Raw genomic sequence first — 16410 nt, forward strand, 5'->3', positions numbered from 1 at the left:
CGGGCTATTTCCGATGGTACCCCTGCGAGGGCTGCTCAAGCGGGTAATTCGGAGGCGGAGAAGGGCGGGTCTGACTTACCATCGCGCACATGCAACGTCGCTCCTGAAAGCGCACCACCGCCATCACCGGCCGGCGCCCGTCTCCACCTCCTGGAGCGGCGCCATCCTGAGCTGTGCCGTCGTGCGTCACGTCCGGCGCCTGACCGTCGCGAGTCGAACGGTCGCGCTTCGTCATGTCCGCACACGTGATGCTTCCAGGAGCTCCCGACGATGTCTCTTCCTGCCTACCGGGCCGCTGATCCGGTCCGCACCTACTACGCCTTCAACGGCGTCTGGTCTTTCCTGTCCGCGCTGACCTTCACGCTCAGCATGGTCTACTACGTCAAGGACGTGGGCCTCAGCCCGCTCCAGATGGTCCTGGTCGGGACCACCCTGGAGGTGGCCTGCTTCCTCTTCGAGGTCCCGACCGGAATCGTTGCCGACCTGTACAGCCGCCGGTTGTCGATCATCATCGGCTTCACCCTGATCGGTGCCGGCTTCCTGCTGCAGGGGCTGGTGCCGGCGTTCATCGCGATCCTGGCCGCCCAGGTGCTCTGGGGTATCGGCTACACCTTCACCTCCGGCGCCGACCAGGCCTGGATCACCGACGAGATCGGCGAGGACCGGGTCGGCCGGGTGTTCGTCCGCGAGCAGCAGGTCAACCTGACCGCCAAGATCGCGGGCACGGTCTCGGCCGGCGCGCTTGGTCTACTCAGCCTGCCGCTGCCGATGGTCCTGTCGGGAGCGGGCATGGTGCTGCTGGCCATCGGCCTGGCGATCTTCATGCGGGAGGAGAACTTCCACCCGACACCGAAGGCCGAGCGCGAGACCTTCCGGCAGCTGGGCGACACCTTCAAGCACGGACTCGCGGTCGCGCGCCGGCGTCCCGTGGTCCGCACGCTGGTGCTGATCAGCCTGATCTCCGGGCTGTCCAGCGAGGCGTTCGACCGGCTGTGGTCGGTGAAGATCCTCAACGACTTCAGCTTCCCCAGCCTGTTCGGTACTTCGGACCCGGCGGTCTGGTTCGCGGCTCTCTCGCTGATCGGCACGTTCCTGGCGCTGGCCGCCTCGCTGGTGGTCAACAAGGTGTCGGCCGATCGGGTCAACTCGTTGCACCCGAATGGACTGCTGGCGCTGCTGGCCGGCATCCAACTGGCAGGCGTGATCGGGTTCGCGCTGGCGGGTCACCTCTGGCTCGCACTGGCGGCGATGTGGATTGGCACCGTGGCAGGCACCATCGCCTATCCGGTCGAGTCCGCCTGGCTGAACCGCAACGTCGATTCCCGCTCGCGCGCGACGGTGATCTCGATGGTGTCCCAGTCGAACGCCATCGGCCAGGTGGTCGGCGGACCACCTCTGGGAGCCCTGGCCGGCCGGACCTCCCTGCGTACTGCGCTGGTGGTGTCGGGGTTGATCCTCACGCCGATCCCGCTGCTCTACCTGCGGTTGCGGCCGGACCGGCGTACCGAAGTACCGGCCGAACCGGAGGCGACAGCGGCTTAGACCGACTCGTCGGTGCTGACGCGACGGCGGTCGTAGCCGGACTTGATCAGGCTTGCGACCGTCGTCACCAGCAGCGTGCCGGCGATGAAGCCGAGCGAGGTGAGGATGCCGATGTGCGGCAGGTGGATCGCGCCGATGTCGTCGATGTGCGAGCCGTGCAGCGCCTCGATGATCAGCTTGACGCCGATGAAGGCCAGGATCACCGACAGGCCGACGTTCAGGTAGATGACCCGCTCGAGCAGGCCGCCGATCAGGAAGTACAGCTGGCGCAGACCCATCAGGGCGAACGCGTTCGCGGTCAACACCACGTACGCGTCCTGGGTGAGGCCGAAGATCGCCGGGATCGAGTCGAGCGCGAAGATCACGTTCGCCATCCCGATCGCCGCGATCACGATCACCAGCGGGGTGAGCATCCGCTTGCCGTCGACCTTGCTGATCAGCTTGGCGCCGTCGTAGTCGTGCTGCAGCGGGAGGACCCGGCGCATGCCGCGCAGTACAGCGTTCTCCTGGAAGTCGGTCTCGTCATTCTCACCCTCGAGCGCCAGCCGGACCGCGGTGTAGACCAGGAACGCGCCGAAGATGTAGAACACCCAGCTCGCGGCGGCGATCGCGGCGGCACCGGCCAGGATGAAGATCGCCCGCAGCAGCATCGAGACGACGATGCCGATGTAGAGCACCTTGTCCTGGGCCAGCGACGGAACGGCGAACCTGGCCATGATGATGACGAAGACGAACAGGTTGTCGACGCTGAGGCTGTATTCCGTGATGTAGCCGGCCACGAACTCCGACCCGGAGGCGCCGCCCGGACTGAACAGGAACAGCACGGCCGCGAACAGCCCGGCCAGACCGACGTAGAACAGCACCCAGCGGGTGGCGTCCTTGATCGTCACGGTGTGTTTGCGGCGGGCGATCACGATCAGGTCGAAGGCGACGATCGCGAGCAGACCGATGACGGTGATGATCCACACGTGGGTGGGCACAGCAGAGACCATGACGATCCTCCGGACGACGACAAAGGGCGGGTCCGGAGGTCTCTTCCGCCCGAGTGACTCGGACCGACAGCACCGGGTCGACCGCCGTCCCGGCGTGGCCGGGGGTCTTCCGTGATGACGACGCTGCCGCGAAGGAATACTCCCCTCCACAAACGGGCCGATCCTACCCGTGCGAGTCCATCAGGACCGTGCCCGGGGTCACAGCACGTTGCATTCGTCATGGATGGTATACCGGATACTGCCGCCACCACCAGCCCCCACCGCTCGCTCGCTCCCCCGGCCGACCCCACCGTCTGCTCCCCCGACCGTTGCTCCAACGACCGTTTGCTCCGCCGGTCGTCCGGGCACCCGGAGTGCCGATGACGCCGGCCGGTCCCGCCGGTACGGCGTGATCCACAACCTGAGGAGGCACGATGGGTATCGGTGCGGGAATCTTCCTGCTCGCAGTCGGCGGAGTGCTCGCGTTCGCGGTCTCGGACCGGATCAGCGGCATCGACCTGACCATGGTCGGCTACATCCTGATGGGAGCCGGCGCCCTGGGTCTGATCCTGGTGCTCCTGCTCAACAGCCAGCGCTCCCGCAGCGTCGGCACCCACACCACAGTCATCGAAGAAGAACGCCACACCCCCCGCGACCCCCGCGTGTAACAACTAGCCGCAGTCGGCCAGGACGTCGGCGACGTCACCCCAGCCAGATGTTTCGGCGAGCTGTCGCTGTCCGCCACACCTAGGCGGGGGTGGGGTTGGTGGTCAGCCCGGACCGCCAGCACTCATCAACCACGCTCGACCCTGGGGCGCGCCGCAGGACAACGCCCAAGCCAGGAGCTACCAACCAGGTTGCTGAGTGGTGGCCGTCCGCCGGTCGGTCACTACTCGCGGCCCGACGTGCTCCGGCTGCTCTACAACCGGCGGGCGACGCCCAGGGGCGAGACCGTCGATGCGGATCTGGTGGAGGTCGTCTGACGCGCGGAGTATAGGGGGAGCGCCGTCGGCTGCAGCCGATATCAGAGACAGCATCTCCGAGGAGCTCCCGATGAAGGCAATCGTGCACGACCAGCTCGGCCCCGCCGAGTCCGTACTCCGCCTGGTGGACAGGGAGGTTCCCGAGCCCGGCGCCGGCGAAGTACGGATTCGGGTGACCGTGTCGGGCGTCAACCCGACGGATTGGAAGGCCCGCACCGGCCTGTACGGCGGTGAGGTGGTCGAGTCGGTCCCGAACCAGGACGGCGCGGGTGTGGTCGACGCGGTCGGGCCGGAGGTGGAAGGCCTTGCGGTCGGCGATCGGGTCTGGGTCACGCTGGCGGCCTACCTTCGGCCTGGGAGCGGGACGGCGCAGGAGTACACGGTCGTTCCCGCCGAGCGGGTCTTCCCGCTACCGGGTGATGCTTCCTTCGACCTTGGCGCGAGCATCGGAGTCCCAGCGATCACCGCGCACCGCGCTCTCACCGTCGCCGAAGACGGGCCGACGCGTCTTGCGCCTGGAGCCCTCGACGGCAAGGTGGTTCTGGTGGCCGGTGGCGCCGGCGCCGTCGGGCATGCGGCGATCCAGTTGGCTCGGTGGGCGGGAGCCACGATCATCGCGACCGTCGGCTCAGCCGCCAAGGCCGGTTATCCGGAGGCGGCCGGCGCGCAGTACGTCGTGAACTACAACGACCCGGACGTGGGTGCGCAGATCCGCGGTTTCGCTCCCGATGGCGTCGATCTTGTGGTGGAGGTTGCCATCGGCGCCAATGCCCAGCTCGACCTCGAGGTACTGCGGCCGCTCGGCACCATCGCGATCTACGCGAACAACGGCGACAAGCCGTTCGCTGTCGATGTCCGCCAGAACATGGGCCTGAACACGCGGTACCAGTTCGTGCTGCTCTATACGGCGGGATGGGACAAGCTGACTGCGGCTGCCGAGGACATCAACACCGCCATTGAGGCGGGCGCGCTGCCGGTCGGCGAGGACGTCGGCCTGCCACTGCACCACTTCCCCCTCGACCGGACCGCCCAAGCCCACCAAGCCGTCGAATCCGGCACCACCGGCAAGGTCCTGATCGACGTCTCCTGACCCTCCGCTCGCCGTCCCTGGTACAACCAGGCCTCCCGCCGGTCGACCGGGACGACCGAGCCGCAGAAGCGCAACCCGGGGCGCGAAGCCGAAGGTGCTCCTGCCCCCTCCCCTACCTTCCCTGCCACTCCTGCCCCCACCTTCCGCGCGGCTCCTGACTCCCCGCGTTCCCCGCCGCTCCTGACTCCCGCGTTCCCTGCCGCTCCTCGCCCCTCGAAATAGCCAGCAATCGGGACCTTGAACAAGAACTGGGGACCTCGGACACCTCACACCCTGTCCCAGGTCCCCGGTTGGTGTTCAAGGTCCCGGCTGGCGTCCGGGGTCCCGAGGCGATCGGCCCGGGAGCTGATGTTCGGGGCGCCAGTTGGTGTTCAAGGTCCGGGTTGATGGTCGGGCGCCGGGGCTGGGGGTTTCGGGGTCTCGGGGCGGCAGTCGGGGGTGGTGTTCGGGGGCGACGGCTTGGCACGAGGCGATCGGGCAACTCTGCGCACCAACTGAGCCTTCGGCCCGCCTGAATCTGCTCAGGCTGGGCACAAGGTGGCGCTCACGGGACCCGACTCGCCAGACCCCACCAGACAGGCCGTTGTGACGGTACTATCACATGGCTATGCTGTGATAGTACCGTCACAAGGAGGCTGGAATGGGGATCACGCGGATGGCTGAACTCGGTGCTGCCGTGCGCGCCGAGCGCCTCCGGCGGGGGCTGTCCCAAGGCTCTGTCGCGGCGAGCGCCGGCGTCTCGCGGGAGTGGCTCGGGCGCCTGGAGAAGGGTGCTCCCCGGCTCGAGGCGGACAAGGTCCTGAGCGTTCTGAACACTTTGGACATCGCGGTGCTCCCGAAGGAGGAGCAGCCGACTCAGCGCGATATCGCGAAGGCGCAGAAGGTTGCCTGGACGATGTCCCTGGAGGCGCAACCGCTGACCGACGACGGCTTCCAGCAGGTACTCCGCAAGATCGTTGCCCACCGCCTCGCCCGCCCGGCTGCGTGAGCACTCGGGAGCTGGGCGGTGACGAGGACGGCCAGACGCCGGTCGACGCGCAGTGCCTGACCGATGCCTTCGCCTTCATCCGTACCCGCGGCGAGCTCAACGACGCGGAGGCGTCGAACATCGTTGACGCATTGCTGTGGCTCGACGACCTGGAACTGACAGCCGGCGAGCTGCTCAACCAGACCTTCCTGCGCGATCTGCATCGCCGGATGTTCGGGGACGTCTGGAGCTGGGCGGGTCAGCTCCGTCAGCGAGACACCACGATCGGCATCCCACCCGCCTACATCCAGGAACAACTGCAGGCACTGCTCGGAGATGTCCTGTTCTGGACCGAGCACCAGACCTATGCCGGACCCGAGATCGCCGTTCGGTTCCATCATCGGCAGGTGTTCATCCACCCGTTCGTGAATGGCAATGGCAGGCACGCACGCCTCGCCGCGAACGCACTTGCCAATGTGCTGGGTCTCGGAACGGACCACCTGTCCTGGGGCGCACGCAGCGGGCTGCCGGCAGAGGACGCGCGTCGGCAGTACCTCGCCGCCCTCCGATCCGCGGACAACGGCGACTACACCTCGCTCCTCCGGAACGCGATCAGCTGATCACCTCTGCCGGCTCACGCCGCCCCGACACCACAGGTCGGGGTCAGGCGGGTGGGGCGACGGTGGCGTCGGGGCGGTTGGAGCGGTGGAGGGAGTCGGCGACGAAGCCGTTGGTCTTCTGGTCCTCGATGAACTGCCGCAGGAAGTCGACGGTCTCGGGGCGGCGCGACTTCGTCGTACCGAGGGCCTGCTGGATCTGCATGAAGGCGTCCTCGACCACCCGCAGGCCGTCGTTCGCGGCGACGAAGTCGGTGACCGGTTGCCTGATCCCGGCGCCGGCCTCGAGCCCGTCGGCGAGGAACACGTCGACCCCTTCGTCCCCGCGCACCAGCGTCGCCTGCTCGAGCGTCCGGGTCAGGAAGAGGTCGTAGGCGGACCCGTCCTTCACCCCGACGCGGACGCCCTCCCGGTCCACATCCGCCGCGCGAGTGATCGCCGAGTCTTCCGGCACCGCGAAGACACCCTCGATCACGACGTACGGCGCTGTGAACGCCACCTCGGCCTCTCGGGCCGGGTCGATCGCGAGGAAGCAGATGTCGGCCAGGCCGTCCACCATCGCCTCGAAAGACTTTCGCGCGGCGTCGAAGCAGACGAACTCGACCGGGACATCCAGCCGCGTCGCGAGCTCGCGAGCCAGGTCGATGGTCACACCCGCCGGCGCGTCCGGTGTGCCCTGCGCGAGTACTGGATTGCCCAGGTTGATGGACACCCGCAGGGTCCCCGTGGGCGCGAGGTCTTCGATGACGGATGAAGAAACGTTGCTCATGCCGCCCAACCTACGAGGGCGATCACCAGCTGGTGTCGACGGGTTTGCCTTCGGTGTAGCCGGCTGCGCTCTGGATGCCGACTACGGCTCGTTCGTGGAACTCCTCCAGGTTGGTGGCGCCGACGTACGTGCAGGAGCTGCGGATGCCGGAGACGATCGAGTCGAGCACGTCCTCGACGCTGGGTCGCTCCGGGTCGAGGTACATGCGGGCTGTCGAGATTCCCTCGCCGAAGAAGCTCTTGCGGGCACGCTGGAAGGGGGTGTCGTCCGCAGTACGGAGGCGGACCGCGCGGGCGGACGCCATACCGAAGCTCTCCTTGTAGATGCGGCCGTTGCTGTCGCGGTGCGGGTCGCCGGGCGACTCGTAGGTACCGGCGAACCACGAGCCGATCATCACGCTGGACGCCCCCGCGGCGAGGGCGAGCGCCACGTCCCGCGGATGCCGGACTCCCCCGTCGGCCCAGACGTGCTTGCCGAGCTCCCGCGCCCGGGTGGCGCACTCCAGTACTGCGGAGAACTGCGGCCGGCCGACCGCGGTCTGCATCCGGGTCGTGCACATCGCGCCCGGCCCGACGCCCACCTTCACGATGTCGGCGCCGGCCTCCACCAGATCGGTGACTCCCTGGGCTGTCACCACGTTGCCCGCCACGATCGGGACCTGCGGCTGCAGCGCGCGGACTAGACGCAGTACTTCGAGCATGCGCTCCTGGTGACCGTGGGCGGTGTCGATCACCAATACGTCGATGCCGGCGTCGAGCAGGGCCTTCGCCTTCTGCTCGGCGTCGCCGTTGATCCCGATGGCCGCGGCAACCCGCAGCTTCCCGGCCGCGTCGACGGCCGGCTCGTACAAGGTGGCGCGCAGCGCGCGTTGACGGGTGAGGATCCCGACGATGCGACCGTCCCCGTCGACGACCGGCGCCAACCGGTGGTGACCGTCGTGCAACTGGTCGAACGCCTCCTCAGCGGCGATCCCGGCCGGCAGCGTGAGCAACTCGCGGGACATGATCCCGTCCAGTTGCGTGTAGCGGTCGACGCCCTCACAGTCCGCGTCCGTCACCACACCGACAGCCCGGCCCTCGTCGACCACGATCACCGCGCCGTGACCGCGCTTCGGCAGCAGGTTCAGGGCCTCACCGACAGTGCCGTTGGGCGCCATCGTGAGCGGGGTGTCGTAGATCGTGTGCCGCTGCTTGATCCATGCGACGACCTCGGCGACCACCTCGACCGGGATGTCCTGCGGGATCACGGCCAGCCCGCCACAGCGAGCGACCGTCTCCGCCATCCGCCGCCCGGACACCGCGGTCATGTTCGCCGCGACGATCGGGATCGACGCCCCGGTCCCGTCCCCGGTGGACAGATCCACATCCAGCCGCGACGCCACCGTCGACCGGTTCGGCACCAGGAACACGTCACTGAACGTCAGGTCCTGCTCGGACACTCGATCCTGAAGAAACCGCACGTCAACCACCCTCACCGGCCAGTCGTCAGTTGCACCCTGCAATCACAACGGACCCTTCGGAGCCTACGTCACCGCCCCTACCGGTTCCCAAGCATTCAGCCAAGATGCACGACCGGCCACCAGGGTTCAGACAGTACGGCGGAAGCGGCCCGGGGTGGTTCCGACCGCCTCCTGGAAGGCCCGGGCGAACGCGGACTCCGAGTGGTAGCCGACCTTCGACGCGACCGTGGCGACGGTGAGTTCGCGATCCGCGAGCAGGTCGGCCGCGGTCATCATCCGGACGTTGGTGAGAAAGGCGCCGACGGTGATCCCCGTGTTCTTCACGAAGCGCCGCAGGAAGGTGGCCCGAGCGAGCGCCGCGATCCCGGCCAGCCTCTCGATCGACCAGTCGGCACCGGGATCCCGCAGTACGGCATTGATCACGAGGGCGATCCGTTTGTCGTCGACGGCGGTCCACAGCGGGGTCTCGGCCAGCCGGCCGGTGGACTGCCGAAGCACCATCGCCAGCAGCGCGGTACAGATCGACGAGAGGATCGCGCTGGTGCCCGGGCCTTCGGCGACAGCCTCCTGCCGCATCAGCCCGCTCATCGTCCGGACCATTTCGCCACCCTCGCCGAAGGACACCACCAGCGGATCGGGAAGGCTGCGGACGAGCAGCACCCCTGCGCACGAACCGAACGTGTAGTGCCCACAGAAGAGGTCGATCACCCCTTCGCCCGCGGAGTCGCTACGAATGGTGTCGAAGAAGTCGCCCTGGGCCTCGACGACTCCCTGCGCCCGACCGGCGCCCGCAGTACGGATGCGGTGCGGCGGGCTGCTCGGCAACAGGACCGCGTCGCCTGCCTTCAGAGCGTAGTTCTTGCCGCCCGCCTCCAGCGTGCACTCGCCATCGAGCAGAAAGTGGAAGGCGGCCTCGGCGTCGCCGTACGCCGGCACGTCCATCACTGTCGCGCCCGCGAGCAGGCAGCGCTTGTCCAGCCGGGCCTGCACCCGGGCCAGGTCCATCAACTGGCTGATCGTATCCATCTGAGACTCTCGCGAAGAAAATTGGCACGAAAACATCTAGTGAGGATCATCTCCCCGGTTGCAGGCTACTCCCCATGGACAACAACACCCTGCACGCGGACGTCGTGGTGATCGGTTTCGGAAAGGGCGGCAAGATCGCCGCCGCGACCCTGGGACAACTCGGCCGGCAGGTCGTTCTGATCGAGAAGTCGGACCAGATGTACGGCGGGACCTGCCCCAATGTCGGGTGTGTGCCGACCAAGCAACTGGTGCACCACTCGGGCAACCGGCGATCGGACGACTCACCCCAGGAATGGTTCGAACACGCCATCGGACAGGTGCAGTCGCTCACCTCGCTCTTCCGGGCCGGCAACTACGACGCACTCAACGGCGCCGACACGATCACCGTGATCACCGGCGCGGCCGCGTTCGTCGACCCGCACACGGTGGCCGTCGGCACCGGGGCGGACCGGATCAGGGTGACCGCCGAGACGATCCTGATCAACACCGGGTCGGCGCCCGTGATCGCCGACATCCCCGGTCTCGCGGACAGCAGCCGCCTCGTCACCAACGTCGACCTGATCAGGAACACCACGCTGCCCGGACGACTCGCGGTGATCGGCGGCGGCTACCTGGGCATCGAGTTCGCCTCGATCTACCACCGGTTCGGCTCCCGGGTCACCGTGTTCGAGTCCTCGGCCCGGATCCTGGTCCGCGAGGACGACGACGTCGCGGCGGCCGCCGAGCAGATCCTCACCGACGAAGGCGTCGACATCGTGCCGGGCTCCACTGTGCTCGAGGTTCGCGATGGCGCGACCGAGACGACGGTCGTCTACGAGAAGAACGGCCGGCAGCACACCCTGGTGGTCGACGCCGTGCTCGCCGCCACCGGCCGCGCACCAGTGACCGACGGCCTCGACCTGGAGAAGGCGGGCATCCGCACTACGCCCCGTGGCGCGATCAAGGTCGACGAGTACCTCCGGACCAGCCAGCCGCACGTGTTCGCGCTCGGCGACGTCAACGGCGGCCCGCAGTTCACCTACATCTCCCTCGACGACAGCCGGATCATGCTCGACCAGTTGACTGGCGAAGGCAAGCGCACGACCACGGACCGGGTCGCAGTACCGGCGACGCTCTTCATGACTCCTCCGCTGGCCACGATCGGCATGACCGAGAAGCAGGCCCGTGCGGCCGGGCATCGGATCACGGTCGCGCGGCAGAACGTCGCCGACATCGTGGCGATGCCGCGCGCATACATCGTCGAGGAGACCCGCGGCCTGATGAAGTTCGTCATCGACGCGGACACCGACCAGATCCTCGGCGCGGCCCTGCTCAGCGTAGATGCCCAGGAACTGGTCAACACCGTCGCCCTCGCGATGCGCCACGGCATCACCGCCTCCGAGCTGCGCGACTCGATCTACACGCACCCGAGCTCGACCGAGGCCTTCAACGACGTCATCGGCGCCGTCATCCACACGGACGATCCGCTGGACGGCTGACCGCGACGATCCGGCGGCGGGTCGCCGTTCGTACAGGCTCTCGTCAGTCCCGACGACGAGAGTGGAACATGATGTACCGAATCCTCTTCGCCTTCCTGGCCCTCGGCTTCGCGGCCGGTGGGGTCGGAACCTTGCTGGGCGTCCGCTTCTACACCGACATCCTGGATCGAGTCGGGGTGGGCAAGCGACTGGGCGCCCTGATCTCGTGGTTGGAGATCGCCGCAGCCGCAGCGCTGATCGCCGGCCTCTTCTATCCCTTGGCCGGCATCGCGGCCGCCACCGGCCTGGCTGCCCTGATGCTGGGCGCTCTGCTCTTCCACCTCAGGGCCAAGGACTACAAAGGGCTGCCCACACCTCTGATCCTGGGCATCCTCTCGGCCGCCGCAGCCCTGATCGCCCTTCCCAGCGTCTGACAGCTTCCTTCGCCCTATGCTGAGGCGGGTGGTACGGCGGGTGGGGTGGGGATTCATCTCTTTGTACGCCTTGGCGTACATGAGTACCTGTCTCGTGCTGATCGCGCCCCTGCTGGTCACCTTGGCTCTGAAGGTCAACTCGCTCGTAGGCATCGAGCGCGCGCCGAGCAGTCTGTCGCTGGTCGCCGGAGTCGGCTCTCTGGTGGCGATGGTCGGAAACCCCTTCTTCGGCAAGGTGAGTGACCGCACCTCGTCGTCACTGGGGATGCGGCGGCCGTGGATGGTCATCGGCCTGGTCGGTGGTTCACTCGGGGTGCTCGTCGTCGCGCTCGCGCCTACCATCGCGGTTGTCCTGGTCGGGTGGTGCATCGCCCAACTGTTCTTCAATGCTCTGCTCGCCGCCCAGGTGGCGGTGTTACCGGACCAGGTGCCGACGATCCAACGCGGCATGGTGTCCGGGGTTCTGGGCATCTGTGTGCCGATCGCGTCGGTGACCGGGACCTTCCTGGTCAGGCTGTTCACTGGCAACCAGGTGGCGATGTTCCTGGCTCCGTGCGCGATCGGCGGGTTCTTCATCCTGCTCTTCGCGATCGTGCTGAAGGATCGCCTGCTGTCCAGGGCTGACAAGCCGGCCTGGTCGCTGCGCGAGTTCGCCAGCACCTTCTACGTCAACCCGCGGACGAGCCCGGATTTCGCCTGGGCCTTCGCCGGACGCTTCCTCTTCGTGCTGGCGTACGCCTTCCTGGTCACCTATCAGGCGTACTACCTGCTGGAGAAGCTCGGTAGCGCGGAGGAGGACGTGCCCGGGCAGATCTTCCTCGGCACGCTCACCCAGTCCACCTTCATCGTCGCGGCGTCCCTGATCGGCGGGAGGCTCTCCGACCGATCGGGCCGACGGAAGATCTTCGTCATGGTCGCGTCGATCGTGTTCGGCCTGGGGCTGTTCGGGGTGGCCGTCGCCAGCGACTTCAACGGATTCCTCGTCGGCATGGCGATCAGCGGACTCGGCTTCGGCCTGTACATGGCCGTCGACCTCGCGCTCGTGGCCGACGTACTGCCGGACCAGGACAACACGGCCAAGGATCTCGGCGTCTTCAACATCGCCGGGGCGCTGCCCTTCTCCGTCGGACCGGCGATCGCGCCGCTCATCCTGGCGATCAACGGCGCCGGCTACGGCGTCCTGTACGCCGTAGCCGGGATCTGCGCGATCGTGGGGGCTTTCGCCATCCTGCCTGTCAGGCGTGTTCGATGATCGGCGCGGGCTTGAATCCCTTCACCACCAGCCAGACGCCGAGGGACAGCTCCCAGAAGAAGATCGGGGCGACCAGGATCATGGCGACCGGGGAGAACTGACCGAAGACGCCGAACAGCGTCGCGATCGAGGAGGCCAGCAGCAACGGGGCTCCGATGAGTCCCACTGTCGGGATGATCCGCGGGACGAGGCCGGACTTGTACATCAAGGTGCCGATCATCAGAGCGTTCATGGCGGCCATGAAGCCGGGGCCGAGCAGCATCGTCCAGTCACGGACGGCGACAAGCGACTGACCTGCGACCACCAGGGAATCCGCCTCCGCTCCGGTGGCTCCGGGCTGTCGCAGGGTCACGATGGACAGCAGGCTCACGATGCCGATGACGATCACGGCAGCCTCGAAGAGTCGCGTGGTGACGAACCCGAGGGCCAGTGACTCGTTCTGTCGCTTGACCACCGGGAACAGCGCGACCGCAGTACCGATGGCTGCGAGAGCGTTGGTGAAGTCGAGGAGACAGGCGAACAGCACGCGGTTGTCGGCGCCGGAGCTGATGATGTAGTTCGCGTTGTTGAGCACGGGATCGAGCAGCGGAACCGCCGGGATCGAGCTGGCGAAGGTCAGCAGGTAGAGGCCGCCTGCGATGAGTGCCGTCGTCCTGTAGAGCCCGTGCTTCTTGGTCGATGGAGCTGTGGTGGGTGGGAGTGTGCTGGTCATGTCGGTCTCCTTGGTGCTGTAACGAGTCATTGAGGTTCGTTGGGATGCGCAGCGGGCTGGTCGAGCTGCCGGAAGGACAGCAGCGGCAGCCCCACGTCGCGCACCTTCTGGAGCAGGCCGTGCAGCGCAGCCTGGTCGACCACCTGGCCGCGGATGAGGGTGGTGCCGTCGCTCTCGTTGGTGAGCGTCAGCCCGTCGAACCAGGCGGCCCAGCGGGCATCGAGGTGCCCCTTGAGGCGGATCTCGCAGCAACCGGTCTCGTGAGGTTCGCCAGTCGCCGCCTGCGTCGCGTTCATCGTGCTCCTTCCGCCGTTACTCGAAAGCTAGAAGGAGAGGTAGTGAGGTGGCGTCACCAGTTGTGATGATCGAGGTGATGATCCAGCCGGCGCCCCGGTACGGCGTACCGGGTGGTCGCCGCGGTACGGCGTACCGGGTGGTCGCCGCGGTACGGCGTTCCCGTCAGCGGCGGTGGGTGAGGAGGTCGAGCTCCTCGGCGCGGCGGACTGCCGCGCGGCGGTTGTTCACGCCGAGCTTCGCGTAGATGTGCTGGGTATGGGTCCGCACGGTGTTCAGGGAGACGATGAGTTCGCGGGCGATGTCCGGGCCGTCCAGGTCGGTGCCGAGCAGTCGGAGTACGTCCAGCTCGCGTTCGCTCAGCGGCTCGATCAAGGCCTGCTTTTTGGTGGTTTTGTGCAGCTCTGTCTTGTCGAAAGCGGTAAGCAGTCGGCCGACGTACTCCGTCTGGCGGGCCGCTTTCAGCAGGGCTGCCATGGGTGCGCCCTCATCGACGAAGATCCGGAAGTAGCCCTCCGGCTCGGCCAGCACCAGGGCGCGCTCAAGTGGCACCAGCGCTGCCGGAACGTCGCCTCGCAGTTGCTGCGTGAGCGCCTGCAGCACCAGAATCTCGATGGTGCTCCTGCCACCTTCGTCCGCTGCCTGGCGGAGTCGCTCCAAGAGTCCGATTGCCTCGTCGCTCCGCTGCTGCGCCAGGAGCGCCCTCGCCAGCGTCACGTGCTCGAACTCGTGCAGGTAGCTGAGCTCATCGTCCGACGACAGGCCGCGCTCGCTCAGCCAGCTGGAGACGTCACCCAGTCGGCCCTGCGCGATCCACACTCGTGCTCTCATCGCCGGAACCGGCCGTACGTCGGGCGAGAAGTCGCCCACGTAGAGCCGCTCCGCCTCGTCGTACAGGTCGAGCGCGGCATCCGGATCGCCTTCAGCCTCGCGGATCCGGGCCATCGCGACCCTCCAGCGGTGCGGGTTCTGCGGCAGCCCCAGGTGCTCGCCGAGCTCCTGGCTCCTGACCAGGTACCGCGTGGCCGCCTCGAGGTCGCCGTGCTCGCGGTGGAGCGCGCTGATTCCGACGTACATGTCCGGCGTTCCCCGCAGCGGCGGCCCTTCCTGCTCGGCCGCAAGCCGCAGGGCCTGCTCGTACGTGCGCATCGCGTCGCCAAGACGTCCCTGCACGATCCGGATGTCCGCAAGGGTGATCGAGCAACCAAGGACGTCAGCGATGTACCCCGCCTTGCGCAGGCTCGCCGTGGTTGCGGTGTACGCCTCGTGGGCAGTTTCGAGATCACCGCTTCCCCATGACGCGAGCCCGATCAGCGCTGACGCCGCTCCCTGCCCGAGAAGATCGTCCGGGTCGAGAAGCTCGAGCCCGCGACGTGCGTGCGTCATCGTGGCGGCTGGATCGCCCATCATGAGAGCCAGACCGGCCCGGTAGACGGCGATCCACCCGGGCAGACGCCGTACCTCCTGTTCGTCTGCCTCTGGGGATTTGTTCGCGTCCGACTCGAGCCATCGCTCAGCGTCCCGCAGGAGCGTCTCGACGCCCTCGGTCTGGTTGGTGGACAGCAACGTCCCGGCGTACCTGACGGTGAGTGCAGGCCGGACCTTGATCACCTCGTCGGGTAGCGCCTCGAGCCAGCTGAGCAAGGCTCCCTCGCGTCGATCCCTCAGCATCGCCGGGGTCGCCGTCTCCACCAAGTCCGCCGCATGCTCGAAGTCCTTGGCAGCCAGCGCATGGTCGATGGCGACGGCCGGCTCGCCATTGCTCTCGTACCACGTGCTCGCGCGTCGGTGGAGCTCTGGAATGTGGTCGGGTTGCTCGTCCAGCAGGTGCGCGCGCAGTACGTCCGCGAAAAGCTGGTGATACCGGTACCACTGGCGTCGGTCGTCCAGCGGCACCAGGAACAAGTTGCCCCGCTCAAGCGCCACCAGCATCGCCTTGCCGCCGGGTTGGCCGGTGACGGCGTCACACAGCGGCCCCGTCAGCCTGTCGAGGATGGAGGTGTGGAGCAGGAAACGCCGTACGTCCTCGGGCTGTCGTTGGAGAACCTCCTCCACCAGGTAGTCGACGACGTACCGGTCGTCCCCGGCGAAGCCCGCGATGAAGGCGCCGACGTCATCGCGCCCTTGCATGGAAAGCGCCGCCAGTTGCAACGCGGCGATCCACCCTTCGGTGCGGCCTTCCAACGCCTCTACATCCCCGGCTGTCAGGCCCAGTTCCATCACGCCGTTGAGGTACGCCGCCGTCTCGTCCGCCGTGAACCGCAGATCAGCAGCGCGGATCTCGACCAGCTCACCACGCGCCCGCATCCGTGCCAACGGCAAGCCCGGATCAGCCCTGGCAGCGATCACAAGCCGCACCTGAGGTGGCAGATTCTCGACCAGGAAGGCCATCCCCTCCTGCACCTCAAGCGCTTCGATCACGTGATAGTCGTCGAGAACCACCACGAGCTCGTTGGCCAGGGCATCGAGATCGTTGATCAGTGTGCCCAGGACCGCTTCGATCGGCGGCTTCCCCGACTCCAGCAACGAGAGTGCCCCGTCACCCACTCCGGGCTCCGCAATCTTCAACGCAGCAAGGAGATACGCCCAGAACAGCGCGGGATCGTTGTCCCGCCGATCCAGCGACACCCAGGCCACCGGGCATGCGCTCTCAGCAGCCCACTCCGCCACCAAGGTCGTCTTCCCGAACCCGGCCGGACCCGAGACAACGGTCAGCCTGTCCCCACGCCGAAGCCGCTCCCCCAGTCGCTCCCGGCCCACGACGCCCCGTCGCCGCGGGATACGCAACTTGGTCTCGACCAGCACATCACCACCCCCACCCCTGCGCGCGGTTCCAC

General features: G+C 67.4%; 16 protein-coding genes. 9 read left to right on the plus strand and 7 right to left on the minus strand.

Features of this window, described 5'->3' with window-relative positions; genetic code table 11:
• Window positions 1-270 precede the first annotated feature (270 nt).
• On the plus strand, window positions 271-1542 hold the full coding sequence (locus tag ACFPJ1_RS27050; RefSeq protein ID WP_380108108.1) for an MFS transporter: 1272 nt from the start codon (window positions 271-273) through the stop codon (window positions 1540-1542).
• On the opposite strand, the gene ACFPJ1_RS27055 is transcribed toward ACFPJ1_RS27050, so the two are convergent.
• On the minus strand, window positions 1539-2534 hold the full coding sequence (locus tag ACFPJ1_RS27055; RefSeq protein WP_380108109.1) for a TerC/Alx family metal homeostasis membrane protein: 996 nt from the start codon (window positions 2532-2534) through the stop codon (window positions 1539-1541). The two genes, ACFPJ1_RS27050 and ACFPJ1_RS27055, sit on opposite strands and share 4 nt — an antisense overlap.
• Before the next feature lie 413 nt (window positions 2535-2947).
• On the opposite strand from ACFPJ1_RS27055, the gene ACFPJ1_RS27060 reads away from it, so the two are divergent.
• From ACFPJ1_RS27060 to ACFPJ1_RS27080, 5 genes are all read left to right on the plus strand, one after another.
• Entirely contained in the window at window positions 2948-3181 is a 234-nt protein-coding gene (locus tag ACFPJ1_RS27060) for a DUF6458 family protein (RefSeq protein WP_380108110.1), read from the plus strand.
• A 189-nt stretch (window positions 3182-3370) separates the two neighbouring features.
• A complete protein-coding gene (locus ACFPJ1_RS27065; RefSeq protein WP_380108112.1) occupies window positions 3371-3496 on the plus strand; it encodes a hypothetical protein in 126 nt (41 codons plus the stop codon).
• Window positions 3497-3566: 70 nt separating this feature from the next.
• Entirely contained in the window at window positions 3567-4586 is a 1020-nt protein-coding gene (locus tag ACFPJ1_RS27070; protein WP_380108113.1) for an NADPH:quinone reductase, read from the plus strand.
• 640 nt (window positions 4587-5226) lie between these two features.
• Window positions 5227-5574 (plus strand): helix-turn-helix domain-containing protein, encoded by a 348-nt coding sequence (locus ACFPJ1_RS27075; RefSeq protein WP_380108115.1) that lies wholly within the window; start codon window positions 5227-5229, stop codon window positions 5572-5574.
• The gene (locus ACFPJ1_RS27080; protein WP_380108117.1) at window positions 5571-6173 is read left to right on the plus strand and encodes a mobile mystery protein B; all 603 of its coding nucleotides are present in this window, start codon (window positions 5571-5573) and stop codon (window positions 6171-6173) included. Before ACFPJ1_RS27075 ends, ACFPJ1_RS27080 begins: the two co-directional genes overlap by 4 nt.
• A gap of 43 nt (window positions 6174-6216) precedes the next feature.
• On the opposite strand, the gene ACFPJ1_RS27085 is transcribed toward ACFPJ1_RS27080, so the two are convergent.
• The 3 genes from ACFPJ1_RS27085 to ACFPJ1_RS27095 all read right to left on the minus strand — a co-directional run bounded on the left by ACFPJ1_RS27085 (window position 6217) and on the right by ACFPJ1_RS27095 (window position 9424).
• Window positions 6217-6939 carry a transporter substrate-binding domain-containing protein gene (locus ACFPJ1_RS27085; RefSeq protein ID WP_380108118.1) on the minus strand — a complete coding sequence of 241 codons (723 nt, stop codon included), beginning with the start codon at window positions 6937-6939 and terminating at the stop codon, window positions 6217-6219.
• Between the two features lie 22 nt (window positions 6940-6961).
• A complete protein-coding gene (locus ACFPJ1_RS27090) occupies window positions 6962-8398 on the minus strand; it encodes a GuaB1 family IMP dehydrogenase-related protein (protein ID WP_380108120.1) in 1437 nt (478 codons plus the stop codon).
• 126 nt (window positions 8399-8524) lie between these two features.
• Window positions 8525-9424 carry an AraC family transcriptional regulator gene (locus ACFPJ1_RS27095; RefSeq protein WP_380108122.1) on the minus strand — a complete coding sequence of 300 codons (900 nt, stop codon included), beginning with the start codon at window positions 9422-9424 and terminating at the stop codon, window positions 8525-8527.
• A 74-nt stretch (window positions 9425-9498) separates the two neighbouring features.
• Here ACFPJ1_RS27095 and ACFPJ1_RS27100 point away from each other — a divergent pair, with 74 nt between their 5' ends.
• The 3 genes from ACFPJ1_RS27100 to ACFPJ1_RS27110 all read left to right on the plus strand — a co-directional run bounded on the left by ACFPJ1_RS27100 (window position 9499) and on the right by ACFPJ1_RS27110 (window position 12567).
• Window positions 9499-10902 (plus strand): FAD-dependent oxidoreductase, encoded by a 1404-nt coding sequence (locus tag ACFPJ1_RS27100; protein WP_380108123.1) that lies wholly within the window; start codon window positions 9499-9501, stop codon window positions 10900-10902.
• A gap of 68 nt (window positions 10903-10970) precedes the next feature.
• Window positions 10971-11315, plus strand: a complete 345-nt coding sequence (locus ACFPJ1_RS27105; protein WP_380108125.1) for a DoxX family protein — start codon at window positions 10971-10973, stop codon at window positions 11313-11315.
• Window positions 11316-11394: 79 nt separating this feature from the next.
• Window positions 11395-12567, plus strand: coding sequence for an MFS transporter (locus tag ACFPJ1_RS27110; RefSeq protein WP_380108127.1), 1173 nt, complete (start codon window positions 11395-11397; stop codon window positions 12565-12567).
• On the opposite strand, the gene ACFPJ1_RS27115 is transcribed toward ACFPJ1_RS27110, so the two are convergent.
• From ACFPJ1_RS27115 to ACFPJ1_RS27125, 3 genes are all read right to left on the minus strand, one after another.
• Window positions 12551-13279 carry a DUF4386 domain-containing protein gene (locus ACFPJ1_RS27115; protein WP_380108128.1) on the minus strand — a complete coding sequence of 243 codons (729 nt, stop codon included), beginning with the start codon at window positions 13277-13279 and terminating at the stop codon, window positions 12551-12553. The two genes, ACFPJ1_RS27110 and ACFPJ1_RS27115, sit on opposite strands and share 17 nt — an antisense overlap.
• Window positions 13280-13305: 26 nt before the next feature.
• Window positions 13306-13575, minus strand: coding sequence for a hypothetical protein (locus ACFPJ1_RS27120; RefSeq protein ID WP_380108129.1), 270 nt, complete (start codon window positions 13573-13575; stop codon window positions 13306-13308).
• Between the two features lie 163 nt (window positions 13576-13738).
• Window positions 13739-16378 carry a winged helix-turn-helix domain-containing protein gene (locus ACFPJ1_RS27125; protein ID WP_380108131.1) on the minus strand — a complete coding sequence of 880 codons (2640 nt, stop codon included), beginning with the start codon at window positions 16376-16378 and terminating at the stop codon, window positions 13739-13741.
• Between the last annotated feature and the right edge of the window lie 32 nt (window positions 16379-16410).

It is taken from the genome of Kribbella qitaiheensis (assembly GCF_042657745.1).
In the GTDB taxonomy this organism is placed as follows: Bacteria; Actinomycetota; Actinomycetes; order Propionibacteriales; family Kribbellaceae; genus Kribbella; species Kribbella qitaiheensis.

Coding starts and splice junctions, on each gene's coding strand:
- ACFPJ1_RS27050 (WP_380108108.1), top strand. CDS start 271: ATGTCTCTTCCTGCCTACCGGGCCGCTGATCCGGTCCGCACCTACTAC.
- ACFPJ1_RS27055 (WP_380108109.1), bottom strand. CDS start 2,534: ATGGTCTCTGCTGTGCCCACCCACGTGTGGATCATCACCGTCATCGGT.
- ACFPJ1_RS27060 (WP_380108110.1), top strand. CDS start 2,948: ATGGGTATCGGTGCGGGAATCTTCCTGCTCGCAGTCGGCGGAGTGCTC.
- ACFPJ1_RS27070 (WP_380108113.1), top strand. CDS start 3,567: ATGAAGGCAATCGTGCACGACCAGCTCGGCCCCGCCGAGTCCGTACTC.
- ACFPJ1_RS27075 (WP_380108115.1), top strand. CDS start 5,227: ATGGGGATCACGCGGATGGCTGAACTCGGTGCTGCCGTGCGCGCCGAG.
- ACFPJ1_RS27085 (WP_380108118.1), bottom strand. CDS start 6,939: ATGAGCAACGTTTCTTCATCCGTCATCGAAGACCTCGCGCCCACGGGG.
- ACFPJ1_RS27095 (WP_380108122.1), bottom strand. CDS start 9,424: ATGGATACGATCAGCCAGTTGATGGACCTGGCCCGGGTGCAGGCCCGG.
- ACFPJ1_RS27100 (WP_380108123.1), top strand. CDS start 9,499: ATGGACAACAACACCCTGCACGCGGACGTCGTGGTGATCGGTTTCGGA.
- ACFPJ1_RS27105 (WP_380108125.1), top strand. CDS start 10,971: ATGATGTACCGAATCCTCTTCGCCTTCCTGGCCCTCGGCTTCGCGGCC.
- ACFPJ1_RS27110 (WP_380108127.1), top strand. CDS start 11,395: ATGAGTACCTGTCTCGTGCTGATCGCGCCCCTGCTGGTCACCTTGGCT.
- ACFPJ1_RS27115 (WP_380108128.1), bottom strand. CDS start 13,279: ATGACCAGCACACTCCCACCCACCACAGCTCCATCGACCAAGAAGCAC.
- ACFPJ1_RS27120 (WP_380108129.1), bottom strand. CDS start 13,575: ATGAACGCGACGCAGGCGGCGACTGGCGAACCTCACGAGACCGGTTGC.